An 18,864-nucleotide genomic window follows, 5' to 3' on the forward strand; every position below is an offset into this window, starting at 1 on the left:
GATTATTTTTGGTATAGACAAAAAAAGAGAGCCGCTTTCTGCAGCTCCCGATTTGATTAGATTGTGTTTCGTTGATTCATGGTTTCACTCACTTTACCTGTTCCGATGGAATTTAATCTTTCGACAAGATCAGATCCAAAAGGAGAAGAGGAAGAAATGTTTGATTCTAATACAGTATCTTTTAATTCATAGGCGTTCGATCCATGCTCTGTAAAATCCAGTCCTGAAAGTTCTTCTTCACGTGAAACGCGGATACTTGATACTCTCGTGACGATGAACAGGAAACCTCCGACCGTTACGGACGTCCAGGCAATAACTGCCAACACGCCTAGGACTTGTGTGGCTACTAAAGAGACGCCACCGCCATATAATAAACCGTTTGAAACATCAAACAATCCAACTGCTACCGTACCCCAGATCCCACAAATTCCATGGACTGCAATGGCTCCAACAGGATCATCGACTTTAAGTTTCGTATCGATGAACGTTACGGCTTCAACCAGGATCACTCCTGCAATAAGCCCTATAAAGAGAGAGCCGACGAGTGATACATTGGCACAGCCGGCAGTGATTCCGACAAGTCCTCCCAGTGCTCCGTTTAATGTCAGAGAAGGATCGATTCGTTTAAATCTTACTAGTGTATAGAAAGCGGATGAAAGAATGGCAGCAGATGCTGAGAATAAAGTTGTTGTAATGACGTGAGGTACAAGCGTCGGATCAGCGGCTAGGCTGCTGCCTCCATTAAATCCAAACCAGCCGAACCAAAGGATGAATACCCCAAGGGCACCGATCGGGATATTATGACCAGGAATAACATTCACTTTCCCTTTATTGTATTTGCCGATACGTGCTCCAAGGAAAAGCACCGTAATAAAGGCTCCGACAGCACCTGTTAAATGAACGACAGTAGATCCGGCAAAATCAACGAATCCAAGCTCTGAAAGCCATCCGCCACCCCAAATCCAATGTCCGACAATCGGATAAATGATTCCGGTCATGGCAATGGTCAATAGAATATAACTCTTAAGCTTCATTCGTTCAGCTACAGCCCCTGAAATGATCGTTGCACATGTAGCGGCAAATACAGATTGGAATAGGAAGAAACCGATATCTTCACGTCCTGAAAGGAAAAAGCTGTCAGCACCAATGATTCCACCGGATGTTCCCCCAAACATAAACCCAAACCCTACAATGAAAAACAGAACAGAAGCAATGGCTACAGTTAAGAAGTTTTTCATCAGGATATTAAGGGAGTTCTTGGCTCGGGTAAATCCAGTCTCGACCATGGCGAATCCAGCGTGCATGAAGAACACAAGGACTGCAGCAATCATGACCCACAAGGAGTCAACGGATGCTTGAACAGATTCTGCGGTAGGGGCCGCAGCAAAAGCAGTAGTGCTCACAAACAGTGACAGAAACAACAGAGCAGAAATTTTTTTAATCAATGGTATCCCTCCAAATTTGGTTTGGTAAAGCGGCTTGGTGATTGAGTTAGGAATGAAATAATCTATAAAACAGCTTTTTTTCCTCGTTCACCTGTACGGATGCGAATGACATCCTCAACCGGATAGATGAAAATCTTTCCGTCTCCTACGGTGTCAGTACTGCAATGTTCAACGATGAGATCAATGATGTCTTCAACCTGACCATCGTCGACGATCATTTCCACCTTTACACGGGGGACTAACTGCAGTTCAAATTTATTACCTCTGAAAATCCCTTGCTTCCCTTTTTGTTTTCCACAGCCAGCTGCTTCCGATACGGTTAGTCCGCTGAAGCCACGAAGGCATAACGCTTCTCGCAGGGACAAGAATGCTTCTGCACGTATAATCGCTTCTACTTTTTTCATTGTTTTTTCCTCCTTTAGTTTTATGTTCATTCATTCTTGGATAAATCGATTCTATGATGTTAGGTTTTATGACATGAATAAGTTATATTATTTATCATATTCAGAAAATAACAAAAGTTCAAGTGTTAATTTATAATGTAAGCGTTTTTATGTAAAAAAACTTAACATGAATTGATGGATGCGTTTTCATTTGGAGTGAAAAGGAGGGAGGGGGGACAAAACTAAAAAACCAAATAAATAAATAAAAAACCCGAACAAATCTGCCTAAAGCAGATTTGTTCGGGTTTTACTTAGACTAAAACACTTTTGTCCCATCCTTTTTATTAAAAGAGGGAGGGTAGCAGCGGTCATATGGACTTGCTCCAAGGTTCACAACCACTTGAAGGTCCGTCCCTCTAAACTGTGCTATTATCACTTTGGACAAATCGTTTATGGATCCATACTTTGGATCGCCAGCGTTTGAGCATGATGATGCCCCGGAGCCATTCATCGGCAATGAAGGAGATCCAGATGCCGATAAGTCCGAGCCCAAACCAGATTCCGAGTATATAGGAGAGTGTAACGCTTACTCCCCACATGGATAAGATCCCCATATAGACCGGGAAGCGTACGTCACCTGTTGCTCTTAGTGCGTTAATGACAACTAAATTGAAGCTTCTGCCTGGTTCGAGAATGATGGTCAGGTAGATCAATGTTTTACCAAGAGAAATGATTTCTTCGTTGTTTGTAAATATTCGCAGCAGCGGTTCCGCTGCGATAGAGAAAATTCCGGCCATAATAAGAGAGATGAAAATAGCAATCTTTAAACTTTTCAAACACCGTTCATAGGCACTGTCAAATTGTTTTGCTCCGATCATATGACCAATGATAATTTGAGTTCCCTGACTGATTGCTACGCTGAATAAAAAGATAAACATCATCAGGTTTTGTGCATACACCTTGGTGGTCAATGCGTTCGTCCCGATACTTGCAATGAAATACGTAATGACCATTTGTGAGCCGTTATAAGATAAATGTTCTCCTGCAGAGGGAATCCCGATGCGCAATAAATTTTTCACATGAGAAATGGGTAAACGAAAAAGACTCTTGATTGGAAGAGCATTGGGGATTCGTTTGGTGATCACGATGATGCTCACTATGAATCCGATGAGTCTCGAAGCAATCGTGGAAATTGCTACCCCTTCCACTCCTAAAACAGGAACACCAAATGGACCAAAGATAAATAAATAGTTCCCGATCACATTGATGATATTCATTCCGATCGTGATGTACATGGCGTCTTTCGTGTAGCCATAGCTCCGCATGATGGAACCGGCTGTCATGATCAAGGCCTGGATAAAGGCGAATCCTCCAACGATTTTCAAATAAGAAGATGCTTCATCCATCAGTGATCGGGGAAGATCCATTGAAAGCAAAATCGGTACACTGAAAAACACAAGGGCGAGACTAAGGAAGAGACCGAATCCTAAGTTAACGGCAATGGAAATGATGGATACTTCTCCAGCCAATCGGTCTTCCCGGGCTCCCAGATGCTGAGCAACAAGAATGGCAGTACCTGTAGCGACAAATCCAAACATGACAATAATGAGAGAAAGGATTTGATTGGAAACCCCGACGGCTGCAACAGAATCATCTGAGTACTGACTTAGCATTAACGTATCGGCATTTCCCATCAGCATATGAAGAAAGATTTCAATGAAAATCGGCCAAGTCAAGGCAAAGAGGGTCATGTTTTTTTGATTCTTACTCATAGATTTCTCCTTTAGCTGGCCAGGGATATGCACCTGGGCATTCTTTACAATTTAAATAGATAAGGGGACTAACCGTTAAGGTGTAGTCCCACTTTTCACGAACTAAGTTTTTTTAAAATTTCAGGATGGCAAATCCATACCCTTCGAGTGCCACTTCGATGGACTCTGCTTCAGCGGCAAAATCTTCTCCACTCCACAGATTCGTGATTTTCTTTCCTCTTAATTCGAAAGGAAGAGAGAAGGTGGTCGATTCTTCACTGCAGTTTAATAGAACAAATATTGTTTCCTCTCCGTTTGATTTGGTGAAGGAAAGGCAATGTTCATGAAGGTCACCTGGTAAAAACGTCAGATTTCCTTCGTTACTTAACAGTGGATATTCCTTACGAAGAGAGATATGTTTTTGTATATGCCCGAAGAGCTCTTCATTATGTTGATCTTGTTCCCATGGGAAGCACTTTCGGCAGCCAGGATCCTGGTCACCGGTCAAGCCGATTTCATCTCCATAATAGATACAAGGTGTGCCTGTAAAGGTGAGCATGAAAGTGTAGATTTGTTTAGCTCGCCGGATATCATCGCCACACTCTGTTAATGCACGCGGTGTATCATGACTTCCAACAAGGTTGAAATTCACTTCGTTTACGTTCTTAGGATACATATGAACAACCGAAGTCATGTTTTCAACAAATTGAGAAGCAGAGATTGTTTGGTGAGCGAACAGATTCAATAGGTTTGTCGTGAAAGGGTAGTTCATGACAGCATCGAATTGATCTCCCCGTAACCAAGGCATTGAATCGTGCCAAATTTCTCCTAAGATATATAGATCCGGTTTTAACCCCTTCACTTCTTTTCGGAATTCACGCCAGAACTGATGATCAACTTCATTAGCAACATCCAGGCGCCATCCATCGATATCAAATTCCTTTATCCAGTATCGGCCTACTTCTAATAGATAATTGCGAACCTCTTCATTTTCAGTATTTAACTTCGGCATGGAAGGTTCGAATGCAAAGGTATCATAATTAGGCGGATTACTTTCTATATCCAAGGGAAATTCGTTTACATGAAACCATTCTTTATAAGGAGAGTCCTCACCGTTTTCAAGTACATCCTGGAACTGGTCAAAATAGAAGCCGCTATGATTAAAGACAGCATCCAGCATGACTTTAATATCATTCTCATGACAGACTTTTATTAATTCCTTCAATGTTTCTTTCGTCCCAAACTGTGAGTCGATTTCGAAATAATCAATCGTGTCGTATTTATGATTGGAATGCGCTTTAAAGATGGGGGTAAAGTAGATTCCAGAGATCCCAAGCTCTTTTAGATAAGGAATGTTCTGGATCACACCTTCTAAATCCCCTCCGAAGAAATTGGTTGGAGTGGGCTCTGTGCTATTCCAAGCCAGTGTTCCTTCAGGATCATTCTCAGTATTCCCATTTGCGAATCGCTCAGGGAAGATTTGATACCATACTGTATCCTTCACCCAAGCCGGTGCTTGAAAAACATCGATGGTATTCAAGAACGGGAAGCAGAAGTAATCCCCGATATCAGTAGAAGGGGCCACATTAAATCCTTTTTCTCCATAAAAGACTTCTTCCGTTTCGTCATGCAGAAGGAAACCATAACGAAGACGTCTGAAAGGAGGTGAGATGGGAGCGAACCAATAATCAAACAGGTGATCAGTTCCGGTTAAAATCATCTCCTTACGATCAAATTGCCATTTTCCGTCTTCCCATTGATAAGGATCTCCGTGCAGGAGTGTGACGTTTTCTACATCATTCTTCTTCGTACGAATCCGTATGTGTAATTCATCCTTTGTGCAAGCGTATGCATAATTATCTTTCGGTCTATGATAGATGGCTTCCAGTAGCATCGTATATCCTCCTCTTTTTCATTCCATTTAAAGAGTATTCTAAACCAACAATGTTGTCAATAATAGGTCTATAATCTAGTAAAGCGTTTTCTTTCCTCTCGGGCTAACATAAAAAATTTTCAAAAAAGTATTGTCAAAGTAGATTTAGTTTGTATAATAAGAAGTAGGTTGTGCAATCGTTTTCACAAAGAATGTAAGCGATATCTTTAGAGATTAAGTCATAGTATGTGCAAGCGTTTGTTCAGTCTAATGGAAAGCTCAATATTTTTTACCATACTTAGGAGGGGTCGAGATGAAGAAAGCGTTATCATTATTGATGGTAATCATGCTTGTACTAGGGGCGTTGGCTGCTTGTGGTCCTAATCGTGAAGAAGGGTCAGGAAACAACGACAGCGGAGAGAAAAAAGCTGACGATGCAAACAAACCTGAAAAACTGGTTGTCTGGGAAGATCAAGAGAAAACTGGATGGCTGGATGAAGTAGGTGCTAAGTTCGAAGAAGAAACTGGCATCAAAGTTGAAGTGAAAGAAGTCGAAATGGCTACTAAGATGAAAGAACAATTACGTTTAGACGGTCCTGCTGGAACTGGTCCAGACGTTTTAACATTACCACATGACCAAATCGGTGAGCTTGCTCTTGCCGGTCATATCGCTGCTTTAGAAGTTGAAGGAGACGTTGAAGAGCGTTTCACTGAGTCTTCCATGACAGCGGAGAGCTATGATGGAAAACTTTATGGTCTTCCAAAGTCTTCTGAAACTCCAGTATTCGTTTATAACAAAGAATTAATGGAAGAAGCTCCAAAAACAATGGATGAAGTATACACGTTCTCTAAAGACTTCACTAAAGAAGGAAACTACGGTTTCTTAGCTCTTTGGGATAACTTCTATTTCGCTCATGCACCGATCGGTGGATTCGGCGGATATGTATTTGCTGAAAAGGATGGAGCATTAGATGCGAAAGATCTTGGTTTAAACAATGAAGGTGCTGTAGAAGGTACTGAATATATTCAAAAATGGTACTCAGAAGGGTTATTCCCTAAAGGTATCGTTGGTGAAAATGGTGGATCTGCAATGGACGGTCTGTTTGGCGAAGGGAAAGTTGCTTCTGTCATGAATGGTCCATGGTCTTTCCAAGGTTATAAAGATGCAGGAATCGATATCGGTATTTCAGCTATGCCTAAGCTTCCAAACGGAGAGCCAATGAAAACGTTCATGGGTGTTAAAGGCTGGCACGTATCAGGATACTCTGAAAATAAAGAGTGGGCTCAAAAATTCATCGAATTCATCACTCAAGATGAGTATGCAAAATTACGTTTTGAACAAACTCAAGAAGTTCCAACAAACCAAGGGTTGATCGACGACCCTGCGATTGCAGAAAATCCAGGAGCTAAAGCAGTTGCTGAGCAATCTCAATATGCGGTTCCAATGCCAAACATCCCTGAAATGGGAGAAGTTTGGGGACCAATGGCTGACTCACTTCAAACCGTTGTGACAGGCAAACAAGAACCTAAAGCGGCTCTTGATGCAGCTGTAAAGCAAATTCAAGAAAACATAGATGCAAATCATTCAAACTAATGAATAAATATAGCGGTACCTTCTCAACCTGAGAGGTACTGCTATCCTTTTAAAGACCTATTCAAGGGCTTTTTAAGGAAATAACCACTTCTTTTCTTAAAAAGCTCTTGAAGCTTATCAAAATTGTGAACGTAGAAAGGGGAATATAGGATGGAGCAAAAATCCTATCAAACAAAACATAGAAAAACAGCACTGGCCCTTTCCCTAATCCCTGGATTAGGTCAGATGTATCATAGACAGTTTCTAAAAGGCGGATTCTTCCTGATCATGACAGCCGCTTTTATCTTTGTCTTTAGAGATTTGATCGGCTACGGATTATGGGGGATTACAACGCTTGGGACAGACATCTCATACGGAGATCATTCCATTTTCTTAATGGTATACGGCATCCTTGCAATCATCGTATTAATCTTCGGAATCGGATTCTACTTATTTAATCTTCGGGACGCATATAAAAACGGAGAAAAGAGAGACAGAGGAGAGAAGCTAAGTACGATTCGGGAACAGTACAGAAATTTAGTGGACAATGGCTTTCCATATCTCATTATGTCTCCTGGATTTTTATTACTCGTATTCGTAGTCATCTTCCCGATCATCTTTGTTATCTTACTGGCGTTTACAAACTATGATTTGTATCACTCACCACCGGCTAAATTAGTCGACTGGGTAGGAATTCAAAACTTTGTTGATATTTTCAAGATTGATATTTGGAGAGAAACATTCATTACCGTATTAGCTTGGACACTTGTTTGGACATTTGGTGCCACAACGCTTCAAGTTGCCTTGGGTGTATTCCTTGCCATCCTGGTCAATCAAAAGGATTTAAAAGGAAAAGCAATCATTCGTACCGTGTTCATCTTACCTTGGGCCATCCCGGCTTTCGTTTCCATACTGGTCTTCGCTGGTATGTTCAATGAATCTTTCGGAACGATTAACCGAGACATCTTAGGATTCTTTGGCATTGAAGGTTTACCATGGATGACTGAACCGATGTATACACGAATTGCCCTGATTGGTATTCAAGCCTGGTTAGGCTTCCCATTCATCTTTGCAATGACAACGGGAGTTCTTCAATCGATTCCTGATGAGCTTTATGAAGCAGCAACGGTTGACGGGGCATCAGCCTTCCAGAAGTTCAAGAACATAACTCTGCCGCTTGTGCTTTTTGCAACAGCACCAATCATCATTACGCAATACACATTTAACTTTAATAACTTTAACGTTATTTACTTATTCAATGGCGGAGGACCTGCCCTGACAGGACAAAATGCAGGTGGAACTGACATTCTGATTTCCTGGATCTACAGTTTGACTATGACATCCGCGCAGTATTCGAAAGCCGCTGCCATCACATTATTATTATCCATCATCGTTATTACAGTAGCGATCTGGCAGTTCAAGAGAACGAAATCATTCCAAGAAGAGGATATGATGTAATATGAATATGAAAAGACAGAAACTCATACGCTTAACATTTTCGTACCTGGCCATCGGAATAATGTTTGCCATCATTCTATACCCGGTTGCATGGATCATCGGTTCTTCCTTTAACCCAGGTCAAAGTTTATCCGGTTCATCCATTATTCCTAAGAATGCAACACTGGCACATTATAAGGAACTATTCGATCTGGAGCAAAGTAATTATATGCTTTGGTACTGGAACTCATTAAAAGTAAGTTTATCAACAATGGCACTTACTGTTTTACTGGTAAGTTTAACGGCTTACTCATTCTCACGTTACCGTTTCGCCGGACGTAAGAATGGATTAATGACATTCCTTATCCTACAAATGATTCCTAACTTTGCTGCATTGATTGCGATTTTCGTTTTAGCACTATTAACAGATCTATTGGATACTCATATTGGATTGATTCTTGTATACGTTGGTGGACAGATCCCAATGAATACATGGTTAATGAAAGGGTATCTGGATACGATTCCGAAAGAGCTTGATGAGTCAGCGAAAATGGACGGAGCGGGACATTTGCGTATCTTCTTCCAAATCGTCATGCCCCTTGCGAAACCGATCATTGCGGTAGTTGCACTGTTTTCATTCATTGCACCATTCGCGGACTTTATCATTGCAAGTATCTTGTTGCGTTCAGAAACAATGTATACATTACCGGTTGCCCTTTATGATATGGTAGCAAAACAATTTGGAGCAGAATTTACAACATTCGCTGCTGGATCTGTTTTAATTGCCGTACCAATTGCTCTATTATTCCTGTTCTTCCAGAAATACTTCGTTTCAGGATTGACGGCAGGGGGTACAAAAGGATAATCTTATAGGCGTTACTAACAGTTTTAGGAGGAGCGGAGATGAAAAGAAGAGTATTATCTCTCATTTTAGTCCCGTTTCTTCTTTTTTACGCCCTTCCGGTAGGTGCAGTTGAAAAAGAAGAACGAAGATGGCAGGATGAGACCATTTATTTTCTAATGGTCGATCGCTTTAATAACGGGGATACGAGCAATGATGTACAAGTGGATACGAAGGACCCTAAAGCCTATCAGGGCGGGGATTTTCAAGGTGTGATCGATAAGCTGGATTATATTAAGGATATGGGATTCACCGCCATATGGCTGACTCCGGTCTTTGATAATCAACCGCTGGGTTATCATGGGTATTGGATTACAGATTTCTATAAGACAGAAGAACATTTCGGATCAATGGAAACGTTCAAAAAGCTGGTGGATGAAGCCCATAAGCGCGATATGAAAGTGATGTTGGACTTTGTTGTAAACCATGTCGGAGCCGAACACCCTTGGGTGAATGACCCTGAGAAAGCGGACTGGTTTCACGAAAATCAGCCGATGAACTTTGATAATGAAGAAAGCGTTCAAAATGCGTGGTTATATGATCTTCCCGATTTAAATACAGAAAATCCCGAAGTGAAAAACTACTTATTTGACGCCGCGAAATGGTGGATCGAAGAAACGGATATTGACGGCTATCGATTGGATACTGTTCGTCACGTACCCAAGGAATTCTGGACTGAATTCAGCGATGAGGTTAAGTCAGTCAAGGAAGATTTCTATCTTCTTGGTGAAGTGTTCGATCGTGATCCCCAGAAGATAGCGAAATACAATGATGTAGGCATTGATGGATTCGTTAACTTTCCTCAAGCAGAAGAAATGCGTTCTGTATTCCAAAAACCGGATACTTCGATGGATCGCTTATTTAACTTTTGGAAATACAACGAAACGTACTATGACGATCCCTATTTAATGGGAACTTTTATCGATAACCATGATATGGAACGTTTTACGAGACTGCTCGTTCAAGAGAAGATCTTCCCGGGTACCAGATGGAAGCTCGCTCTAACGTATATGTACACAACTCCCGGAGTTCCAATCGTTTATTATGGTTCGGAAATCGCTGTCGATGGTGGAAATGACCCGGATAATCGCCGCTTTATGAATTTCAGGGCAGATGAAGAATTAATCGATTATATCACTCAATTAGGAAAGATCCGTCAAGATTATCCTGCCCTGACCAGAGGGACCATTGACCCCATCTATGAAAAAGACGGGATGGGAATATTTAAGCGTGCTTACGGTGACCAAACACTCATAATCGCGATTAACAACACTAGTGAATCTAAAAAAGTTCAATTGAGTGAAGAAGAATTAGCGGAAAATAGTGAGCTGAAAGGGTTACTAACCGCAGACCTGGTTCGTAGTGATAAAGATGGAAATTATACAGTCGTACTTGATCGTGAAGAAGCAGAGGTTTATTCCCTTAAACAGAAGAGTGGATTGAACTATCCTTATCTATTAGCACTCGGCACGGTGTATGTCCTTTTCTTACTCTTTATTTATCTTGTATGGAAGCGTGGAAGAAAGAAAAAGCAGTCATAATTTCATCGAGGGCTCTTTCTATGAGCCCTGTTTTTTCACATTTTTAAGAATAATAAAATGGAAGCGTTTTAATTCTCTAATAAAATAGAATAAAGCAGCCCTCGACACGTAAGAGGGTAAGCTTTTTAAAGAGGGGGGTGGAATGAATGGCGGTCACCATAAAGGATGTTGCAAAGCTTGCAAACGTAGCTCCATCTACGGTTTCACGTGTTATTGCAAATAATCCAAGAATCAGCGAGAAAACAAAGCAAAAAGTAAGAGAAGCGATGGAGCAATTAGGATATCATCCTAACTTCATTGCAAGGAGCTTGGCGAATCAATCAACTCAAGTATTGGGTCTTGTATTACCGGGTTCAGCTAGTACTTTTTCACAAAACCCATTCTTTCCAACAGTTTTACGAGGACTAAGTGAAGGGGCACAGGAAAAACAATACGCACTTCAAATGTCCACAGGTCAATCTGAAGAAGAAATTTACGAAGGTGTCGTCCAAATGGTTCAAGGGGGAAGAGTAGACGGTATCATCCTTCTATACTCGAAAGTTGAAGATAAGGTGATGAACTACTTAAAGGATCGCGACTTTCCCTTTGTTGTTGTAGGTAAGCCTTACAAGTATTGTGAAGAAATCACCCATGTAGACAATGATAATTACAGAGCAACGAAGGAAGTGACCGATTATCTCCTGAAGCTGGGTCATGAATGTATCGGGTTTATCGGGGGGGACCTCAATCTTGTTGTAACCGTTGAGCGTCTATTAGGTTATGAGAAGGCTTTGCGGGATGCTGGAATTGAAATGAAGGACGAGTATATCATTCATGAAGAATTTCTCCGTGAAGGAGGGCGTGAAGCCATTAATGAGCTGATGCAATTAAACGATCCTCCAACGGCTCTGGTAGTGGCCGATGACTTAATGGCATTAGGCGTACTGAACACACTGGATGAAATGGGCATCCGTGTGCCTGAAGATATCTCCATTGTCAGCTTCAACAATGTACTGCTGGCCGAAATGTCCCGTCCACCGCTTACATCAGTGGATATCAATATATTTAATCTTGGTAACGAAGCGGCTAAAAGTCTTATTCAAAAGATTGAAAACCCGAAAGAGCCGATCAAGAGAATCATCGTTCCACATCAGCTCGTTACAAGATACTCTTGCAGTGAGCGAAAAGTGAAATCATAATAAAAAGCGACTGAAACGTTGGAATCTCCACTTAATGGGGAATCATATGTTTCAGTCGCTTTCATTTTATCCGTTAATAACCGTCCCGCCATTAATATGAATCATCTGTCCTGATACGTAACTTGAATCTTCGCTTGCTAAGTATACGTATGCAGGTCCTAATTCATAAGGCTGTCCAGCACGTCCGAGTGGAGTATTCGCTCCAAATTGGGATACCTTTTGAGAGCTGAAGGTGGACGGAATCAGCGGAGTCCAAATCGGGCCAGGTGCCACGCCGTTTACCCTGATTCCATCAGATGCAATGTTTTCTGCAAGGGATCTCGTGAAACTTACAATGGCACCCTTTGTAGAAGAGTAATCAATCAAATCCTTATTCCCTTTATAAGCTGTGATGGAAGCCGTGTTAATGATGGAAGCCCCCTTTTTTAGATGAGGCAATGCTGCTCTTGTTAAGTAGAACATAGAGAACACATTCGTTTTAAAGGTACGCTCCAACTGCTCGTCACTTATATCCGTCAGTCCTTGTTGAGGATGCTGTTCAGCGGCATTATTCACAAGGATATCAAGCTTCCCGAACTCTGAAATCGTTTTGTTCACGATGTCTTTACAAAATGTCGAGCTTCCGATATCACCTGACAGCAGGATACATCTTACGCCTTCAGCTTCCACTAATTCCTTTGTTTTATTCGCATCTTCATGTTCATCTAAATACGAAATGGCAACATGGGCGCCTTCCCTGGCAAAATACCAGGCGACCGATCGTCCGATCCCGCTGTCTCCTCCGGTAATGAGAGCGACCTTCCCGTCTAACTTCCCACTGCCTTTATAATTTTGATCCGTATGAATCGGTTGGGGGTTCATCTCATCCACAGTACCCGGCTGATGATCCTGATGCTGTGGGGGAAACGTTTGCTTCTGGTTTTGTTGTTGTGACAATGAAAACACTCCTTTGATGATTTGGGTTATCTTAGGATAGTGTTTACCCGGAAAAAATAATTATTAACATGTTTCTTTTGGGAGGTTAATCAAATTTATCGGTCGATTTGACGTGTGCTGCAGTTATGTGGATTTGGGACGAAGGCATTTGATATGTGATTGAGCCGTGATTGAAGGAAATTCAGTCAATTTTTAGGGGAATCCGGCCGCTTTCCCGGAAAATCCAGCCGTTTTTGAAGAGAATCCGGCCGAAATCGGAAAAAATCCGGCCATTTCCACAAAAAATCCAGCCGTTTAACAGAAATATCCATCATAAAAGTGCATACTCATACAAAAAACAGGCCCTCCAAGAGAAGCCTGCCTACAATTATTTCTTTTCCATTAACCCGGCACCCTTATACCCAATCATATTCAACAACCCTTTTGGAGAAGAGAAGGGAGGGGCATAGCATGTTTCAAGTTCCTGGAGATCGGTAATGGTCAGGCCTCCATAAATGGCAGTAGCAAGAACGTCGATTTGCTTGTCTATCCCTTCGCCGCCCACAACATTTCCTCCAAAGATCTTTCCGGTGTCAGGACAAAAATGGACTCTCACATACACATCATGAGCACCGGGGTAGTAGCCTGCATGTGACTTTCCTTTATGCACGGATGTTTTATACGAATAGCCCTTTTCATTTAATTCTTTCTCGCCTAATCCTGTGGAGGCAATGGAAAGGTCGAATACCTTCGCAATAGCAGTACCAAGCATGCCCTTGAAAGGTACAGGGTTTCCTGATAGGTGTCTTGCGATAATGTAAGCTTGTCGATGGGCAGGCCATGCAAGGGGAACCTGCTTAGGGGACCCGTCAATAAAATCGATGGACTCTACCACATCCCCGACTGCATAAATGGAAGGGTCGTCTGTTTGCATAAACTCATTACTGACGACACCACCTGACTCTCCTGTAGATAAACCGGCTTCTTTAGCAAGAAGGTTATTAGGCTTTACGCCTACCGAAAGAAGAATGAAGTCAGACTGAAACGTCTCTCCGCTATCCAGTTTCAGGGTACACTCCGGCAGTACCTCTTTCAGTCCATCCTTCGTGTACAAATTCACACCTTGATCTGTGATATGCTCTTGCAGTTTGATGGCGGTTTCTTCATCGATTACACTGATCACATGTTCCGATCTTTCAACCAGGTTGACTTTCATCCCTAAATGAGTGAAGTTCTCGGACATTTCAACTCCTATGTAACCCCCGCCGATAATGGTACAGACTTTTGGATTTGAGGTTTCAACGAATTGTTTGATCCTGTCCATGTCTTCAACGGTTCTGAGATGGAAAGCCGGGATTTTATCAAGTCCCGGTATGTCAGGGATAAAGGGGGAAGCCCCTGTTGCGATCACGAGGTAATCATATGCTTCTTCGTAATCCTGGTTTTTGTCATGATCCCTCACCAGTAAAGATTTTTTATCCCGATCAATTTTCATCGCCTCATGATGCATGCGGACATCGATGTTTTTTTTCGTATGTAATTTTTCAGGGGTGGCTGCAAAAAGACTTTCTCGGTCTTTAATGACGTCACCCAGGTAATAAGGCATTCCACATGCCCCGTATGAAAGATAGGATGTCTTTTCAAGGAGAATGATCTCTATTTCACTATCCAGTTTTCTAATTTGTGATGCAGTGGTGGCACCGCCGCCGACCGCCCCTATGATGATGACTTTTTTCTTCATGTTTTTCCTCCTAAATGAAAGAAGTCTAATGGATATATTGTACCCATTAGACTTCTTTGAAAAACCGGATTAACGGAAGTTTACGTACTGCACATCAATTGAAAGGTCTGCTTCACGGATCGCAGCGATGATTTTTTGAAGATCATCCTTACTTTTTCCAGTGACGCGTACTTGATCATCCTGAACCTGACTCTTCACCTTTACGCCGGAGTTCTTGATAATGGTGTTGATTTTTTTCGCATTTTCTTTATCGATTCCTTGAACGAGTTTCGCACGCTGACGAACGGTCCCGCCTGAAGCCCCTTCAAGCTTGCTGTAGTCAAGATTCTTAACAGGAACATTACGCTTGATGAGTTTGCTGAGAAGAACATCCTTCAACTGATTCATTTTGAATTCATCATCAGAAACGAGGACGATTTCCTCTCCATCTAATTTAATATCACTCTTACTTCCTTTAAAGTCATAACGTGTTTGAACTTCCTTCAACGCAATTTGAATCGCATTACTCACTTCAGACATATCCACTTTCGATACAATATCAAATGAACTTTCCTTCGCCATATGTAACCCCTCCATAGTATTATCTCTTTTCATTATAGACAAGCTTTGAAGGTGCATACAACTTCTACGAAACGAATGGGAGAGTTTTTTTAAAAATATCGACCATTGACCAATAATCAGACATTTATTGCTGATCATTTCTTATTTTCCAGTCTACTCTACAAAAAAAGCACTAGCTCAATTAAGAACTAGCACTTTCTCCTATCAAAGCGCAGGACTGCCCGCGGCAATCCCTTACAAATGATCCGTTTTCTTAGAATACTGATTCTTCCCGGCTTTACGGTTCACTTCTTTGATTTTATTCTTCTCCTGGCGCAGGGCGTTGTTATCCTTGGCCTTTTTTTCGTTATCAGATGTATGTGGCATAGTCATTCTCCCTTCGAGTATCATCTTCTCTCATAGTATGAGGAAGAGGAAGGGAGTTTATGAGTGTTCGTTTAAGAAAAATATGGCTAGGGTGCCTGTGCCTGTATGAGAACCTATGGCACATCCAATAATACTGATATATACATCTTTTGGTGAAAATTTTTCTTGAATGAGCTTTTTCATTTCAAGGGCAAGCTCTTCGTCGTCACCATGACTGATGGCGATGACCTGGTTTGAGAGATCTTCACCGCGTTCTTCCATTAAGTCAAGAATTCGTTTAAGAAGTTTCTTCTTTCCACGCAATTTTTCAATCGGGACGAGCTTTCCGTCTTCAACATGTAGAAGAGGCTTAATGTTTAACAGTCCCCCAAGAAAAGCTGATGCCTTTGAAACTCTTCCGCCTTTGGCAAGGTATTCAAGATCTTCTACGGTAAATAGGTGTTCCATATGCTCTGAATGGAATCGGGAGGCTTTGATAATCTCTTCTTTACTTCTTCCCTCCTGAAGAAGTAAAGCGGCTTTCATTACGACCAAGCCGTAGCCAAGGGAAGCGCATTTTGAATCGATGATGGTCAAATCAAGAGAAGGGTGCTCTTCTTTCACCTGATCACGAATCATGACAGCGGTTTGATACGTCCCTGACAATTGTGAGGAAAAGGCAATGTAAACACCGGGTTGATTGGCTTCTGCAAGCTCTGTGAACTTCTTCAGGAAAAGATCAGGTGATACTTGCGACGTTTTAGGCATATGTCCTTCTCTGATTTTATTGAATACGGTTTTCGGCTCGATGGTGACCAAGTCTTCATAATCTTGACCATCAATATGTACTTTCAGTGGCAAAAGCTCTATGTTGTGTTGGTTGAAATATGAAGCAGGAAGGTCGCTTGCACTATCAGCAAATAATTTTACTGTCATCCTAATCATCCTTTGACTATTCTATATAGCTTTAGTCTAGCTATTTTTCATGAAAATGACAATCTATAGAGCATGAATTCAAGGTAAAAAGTATCATTGTTCTCTTAAAGGGTGAATATCAGGGGGAGTTTAGTTAAGATGAATTGTGGAACATAGAAAATAACAACTAGATGTGGGAGGTCTGTCAATGTCGAGAAATCATGTTCAGTTAGAAGCGAAGAAGTTTTTCGTAGTGTTAGTAGGGGCAGTGCTGGGGGCCATTGCCATGAATTTTTTCCTGATACCGGCAAATGTTTATGCAAGTGGTTTTACAGGATTGGCTCAGTTATTATCAAGTGTGTTAAAAGAATTTGCGCCATTCAATATTTCAACAGGTATTTTATTATTTATCTTAAATATTCCTGTAACGATTCTGGGGTGGCTTAAGGTTGGCCGTTCCTTTACCGTATATAGCTTCATTTCTGTATTTCTGACGTCCTTATTCCTGGAAGTGATCCCTGTAATTAAATTATCGCCCGATATCCTGCTAAACGCCGTCTTTGGAGGGGTCATTGCCGCGGTGGGAGTTGGAATCACGTTGAAATGGGGTGCATCCACTGGAGGTATGGACATTATCGCCATGATTCTTTCCAGAATGAAAGATAAGCCCGTAGGAACCTATTTCTTTCTTATGAATGCGGTTATTATAACTTCTGCAGGATTTCTTTATGGATGGGAGAAAGCGTTATACACGTTGGTCACGTTGTATGCTTCAACGCGTGTCATTGATGCCATCCATACACGACATGAGAAATTGACAGCGATGATTGTGACAAAGAAATCCAATGAATTAAGAGAAGCCATCCATTCGAAGCTTGTCAGGGGAATTACGACCCTGCCTGCAAAAGGGGCATTTTCCGGTGAAGACAAGGAAATGCTGATAATCGTCATTTCACGCTATGAACTGTATGAGCTTGAACATACCATTAAAGATGTAGATCCTAATGCATTTACCAATATCGTGCAAACGACAGGGATATTCGGTTTCTTTAGAAAAGATTAGATTCTTTAAAATAACAAATACTACAGGTGAACCTAGATAGAAAGGGGTATCACCTTGAAGGCAGTTGTTTATATACTTATAAGTTCTTTAATGCTCTTTTGTTTCCCTTCTACCATGAAAGCTGAGAAGGTACCGCTGATCTTTACTGTAACAGCTGTTCCGGGAGAAGAAGGAGCTCAGATCCAGCTCCTTCTTTATAATAATAGTGAAGGGGATAAGAACATCACCTTTAACACGAGTCAAATATTTGACTTTACAATCAAAAATAATGCGGGAAAAGTGGTCTATCAGTACAGCCGGGGTAAATCATTCCTTCAAGCGCTTCAAACCATTTCTTTGAAGAAGGGTGAAACGAAGATCTGGAAAGAAATTTGGGATTACAAGCAGGAAGGAAAACGTGTCCCAGAAGGGAAATATACGATTGTAGCATGGCTGATGGGGGAGGATATAAGTGGTTTTGATCATCCCCTGCGGGCTGAGTATTCATTCAAAGTTCCTGAAGAAAACCCATCTTTCAGGGGAGTGAAGGTACGAGAGGTGAAAGGGCGGTTTACCATCCAGGGACAAGCGCGGGTGTCTGATGGGAGTTTTTATTACTATGTGGAGGATGGACATAGAGTACTTCTTAAAGAAACCTTATTCAAGGTTAATAAAGAAGCGCCTAACTGGACCGAATTTACCATCATACTCCCCCAGATGACAGGGGGTAAAGACAAGTTCTTCTTAAGTCTTTATGAACGGGATAATGAAGATGGGAAGATTCTTCACCGATATGTCGTATCCCTTCCATAAGAAAACAGGGTTTGCCCGTAAAGGGCAAACCCTGTTTTTATCTTTATGACAGGCGGTTTAACTCATCTTGAAGAGCGTGAAGCTGCTTTTGTTCTTCGACATTTGAGTTAGCGTAAGCAGATGACAACGCGTTTTTCGCTTTATCAATGGACATTTGAGCGTTTTCTCCCGTACTGCATGCTTGTTGGGCAGAATGAACCGCGTTACGGGCCTGTTGGAATAATGGATTACTCATTATTCCATTCCCCCTGGCCCTTCGCCATGTGAAGCAAGCTTTTTAGCTTCTGCTTCAGCATACGTCAGATGGTACGGAATACGTTCATCATGTTTTGTTACTGCGATTTTACCTTGTTGTACAAATCGTTTCGATTTATTTCTACCCATCACTACCACCCCTTTTTCAAGTTGGAACGCATGATGCGCTCCTATTTAGTATGGCTAAAGTGGTGG

At 41.6% G+C, this 18,864-nt stretch carries 18 protein-coding genes; 7 read left to right on the forward strand and 11 right to left on the reverse strand.

Annotated elements, in window-relative coordinates; translation table 11 throughout:
• Positions 1 to 56 precede the first annotated feature (56 nt).
• From AAEM60_RS08050 to AAEM60_RS08065, 4 genes are all read right to left on the reverse strand, one after another.
• Positions 57 to 1,445 (reverse strand): ammonium transporter, encoded by a 1,389-nt coding sequence (locus AAEM60_RS08050; protein WP_299740180.1) that lies wholly within the window; start codon positions 1,443 to 1,445, stop codon positions 57 to 59.
• A gap of 62 nt (positions 1,446 to 1,507) precedes the next feature.
• Entirely contained in the window at positions 1,508 to 1,849 is a 342-nt protein-coding gene (locus tag AAEM60_RS08055) for a P-II family nitrogen regulator (RefSeq protein WP_060670328.1), read from the reverse strand.
• A gap of 395 nt (positions 1,850 to 2,244) precedes the next feature.
• The gene (locus AAEM60_RS08060) at positions 2,245 to 3,600 is read right to left on the reverse strand and encodes an MATE family efflux transporter (protein ID WP_341357796.1); all 1,356 of its coding nucleotides are present in this window, start codon (positions 3,598 to 3,600) and stop codon (positions 2,245 to 2,247) included.
• A 112-nt stretch (positions 3,601 to 3,712) separates the two neighbouring features.
• Complete coding sequence (locus tag AAEM60_RS08065; protein ID WP_341357797.1) at positions 3,713 to 5,473, reverse strand: alpha-glycosidase; 1,761 nt, start codon at positions 5,471 to 5,473, stop codon at positions 3,713 to 3,715.
• A gap of 292 nt (positions 5,474 to 5,765) precedes the next feature.
• Between AAEM60_RS08065 and AAEM60_RS08070 the strand changes: the two genes are divergently transcribed.
• The 5 genes from AAEM60_RS08070 (at position 5,766) to AAEM60_RS08090 (ending at position 12,082) form a co-directional block, all read left to right on the forward strand.
• On the forward strand, positions 5,766 to 7,046 hold the full coding sequence (locus tag AAEM60_RS08070; protein WP_299740193.1) for an extracellular solute-binding protein: 1,281 nt from the start codon (positions 5,766 to 5,768) through the stop codon (positions 7,044 to 7,046).
• Positions 7,047 to 7,196: 150 nt separating this feature from the next.
• Positions 7,197 to 8,483 carry a sugar ABC transporter permease gene (locus AAEM60_RS08075; RefSeq protein ID WP_341357798.1) on the forward strand — a complete coding sequence of 429 codons (1,287 nt, stop codon included), beginning with the start codon at positions 7,197 to 7,199 and terminating at the stop codon, positions 8,481 to 8,483.
• Position 8,484: 1 nt separating this feature from the next.
• Entirely contained in the window at positions 8,485 to 9,327 is an 843-nt protein-coding gene (locus AAEM60_RS08080; RefSeq protein WP_299740196.1) for a sugar ABC transporter permease, read from the forward strand.
• Between the two features lie 38 nt (positions 9,328 to 9,365).
• Positions 9,366 to 10,904, forward strand: coding sequence for an alpha-amylase family glycosyl hydrolase (locus AAEM60_RS08085; RefSeq protein WP_299740198.1), 1,539 nt, complete (start codon positions 9,366 to 9,368; stop codon positions 10,902 to 10,904).
• A gap of 146 nt (positions 10,905 to 11,050) precedes the next feature.
• Positions 11,051 to 12,082 carry a LacI family DNA-binding transcriptional regulator gene (locus AAEM60_RS08090; protein WP_299740200.1) on the forward strand — a complete coding sequence of 344 codons (1,032 nt, stop codon included), beginning with the start codon at positions 11,051 to 11,053 and terminating at the stop codon, positions 12,080 to 12,082.
• Positions 12,083 to 12,148: 66 nt separating this feature from the next.
• On the opposite strand, the gene AAEM60_RS08095 is transcribed toward AAEM60_RS08090, so the two are convergent.
• From AAEM60_RS08095 to AAEM60_RS08115, 5 genes are all read right to left on the reverse strand, one after another.
• Positions 12,149 to 13,018, reverse strand: coding sequence for an SDR family oxidoreductase (locus AAEM60_RS08095; protein WP_299740202.1), 870 nt, complete (start codon positions 13,016 to 13,018; stop codon positions 12,149 to 12,151).
• Between the two features lie 367 nt (positions 13,019 to 13,385).
• Positions 13,386 to 14,738, reverse strand: coding sequence for a CoA-disulfide reductase (locus AAEM60_RS08100; protein WP_341357799.1), 1,353 nt, complete (start codon positions 14,736 to 14,738; stop codon positions 13,386 to 13,388).
• 69 nt (positions 14,739 to 14,807) lie between these two features.
• Positions 14,808 to 15,299: a YajQ family cyclic di-GMP-binding protein gene (locus AAEM60_RS08105; protein WP_044337711.1), complete on the reverse strand. Its 492-nt coding sequence runs from the start codon at positions 15,297 to 15,299 to the stop codon at positions 14,808 to 14,810.
• 234 nt (positions 15,300 to 15,533) lie between these two features.
• Positions 15,534 to 15,665 carry a DUF3941 domain-containing protein gene (locus AAEM60_RS08110; protein WP_098353057.1) on the reverse strand — a complete coding sequence of 44 codons (132 nt, stop codon included), beginning with the start codon at positions 15,663 to 15,665 and terminating at the stop codon, positions 15,534 to 15,536.
• Between the two features lie 57 nt (positions 15,666 to 15,722).
• The gene (locus AAEM60_RS08115) at positions 15,723 to 16,580 is read right to left on the reverse strand and encodes a DegV family protein (protein WP_299740210.1); all 858 of its coding nucleotides are present in this window, start codon (positions 16,578 to 16,580) and stop codon (positions 15,723 to 15,725) included.
• A gap of 187 nt (positions 16,581 to 16,767) precedes the next feature.
• Here AAEM60_RS08115 and AAEM60_RS08120 point away from each other — a divergent pair, with 187 nt between their 5' ends.
• Together AAEM60_RS08120 and AAEM60_RS08125 are read left to right on the forward strand one after the other, a co-directional pair.
• Positions 16,768 to 17,622: a YitT family protein gene (locus AAEM60_RS08120; RefSeq protein ID WP_299740212.1), complete on the forward strand. Its 855-nt coding sequence runs from the start codon at positions 16,768 to 16,770 to the stop codon at positions 17,620 to 17,622.
• Between the two features lie 54 nt (positions 17,623 to 17,676).
• A complete protein-coding gene (locus AAEM60_RS08125; protein WP_341357800.1) occupies positions 17,677 to 18,414 on the forward strand; it encodes a BsuPI-related putative proteinase inhibitor in 738 nt (245 codons plus the stop codon).
• A 43-nt stretch (positions 18,415 to 18,457) separates the two neighbouring features.
• On the opposite strand, the gene AAEM60_RS08130 is transcribed toward AAEM60_RS08125, so the two are convergent.
• The gene (locus AAEM60_RS08130; protein WP_044337708.1) at positions 18,458 to 18,649 is read right to left on the reverse strand and encodes a DUF3813 domain-containing protein; all 192 of its coding nucleotides are present in this window, start codon (positions 18,647 to 18,649) and stop codon (positions 18,458 to 18,460) included.
• A complete protein-coding gene (locus AAEM60_RS08135) occupies positions 18,649 to 18,798 on the reverse strand; it encodes a hypothetical protein (RefSeq protein ID WP_181778135.1) in 150 nt (49 codons plus the stop codon). The genes AAEM60_RS08130 and AAEM60_RS08135 overlap by 1 nt, the downstream gene beginning before the upstream one ends.
• Positions 18,799 to 18,864 lie beyond the last annotated feature (66 nt).

Source organism: Rossellomorea sp. y25, assembly GCF_038049935.1.
In the GTDB taxonomy this organism is placed as follows: Bacteria; Bacillota; Bacilli; order Bacillales; family Bacillaceae_B; genus Rossellomorea.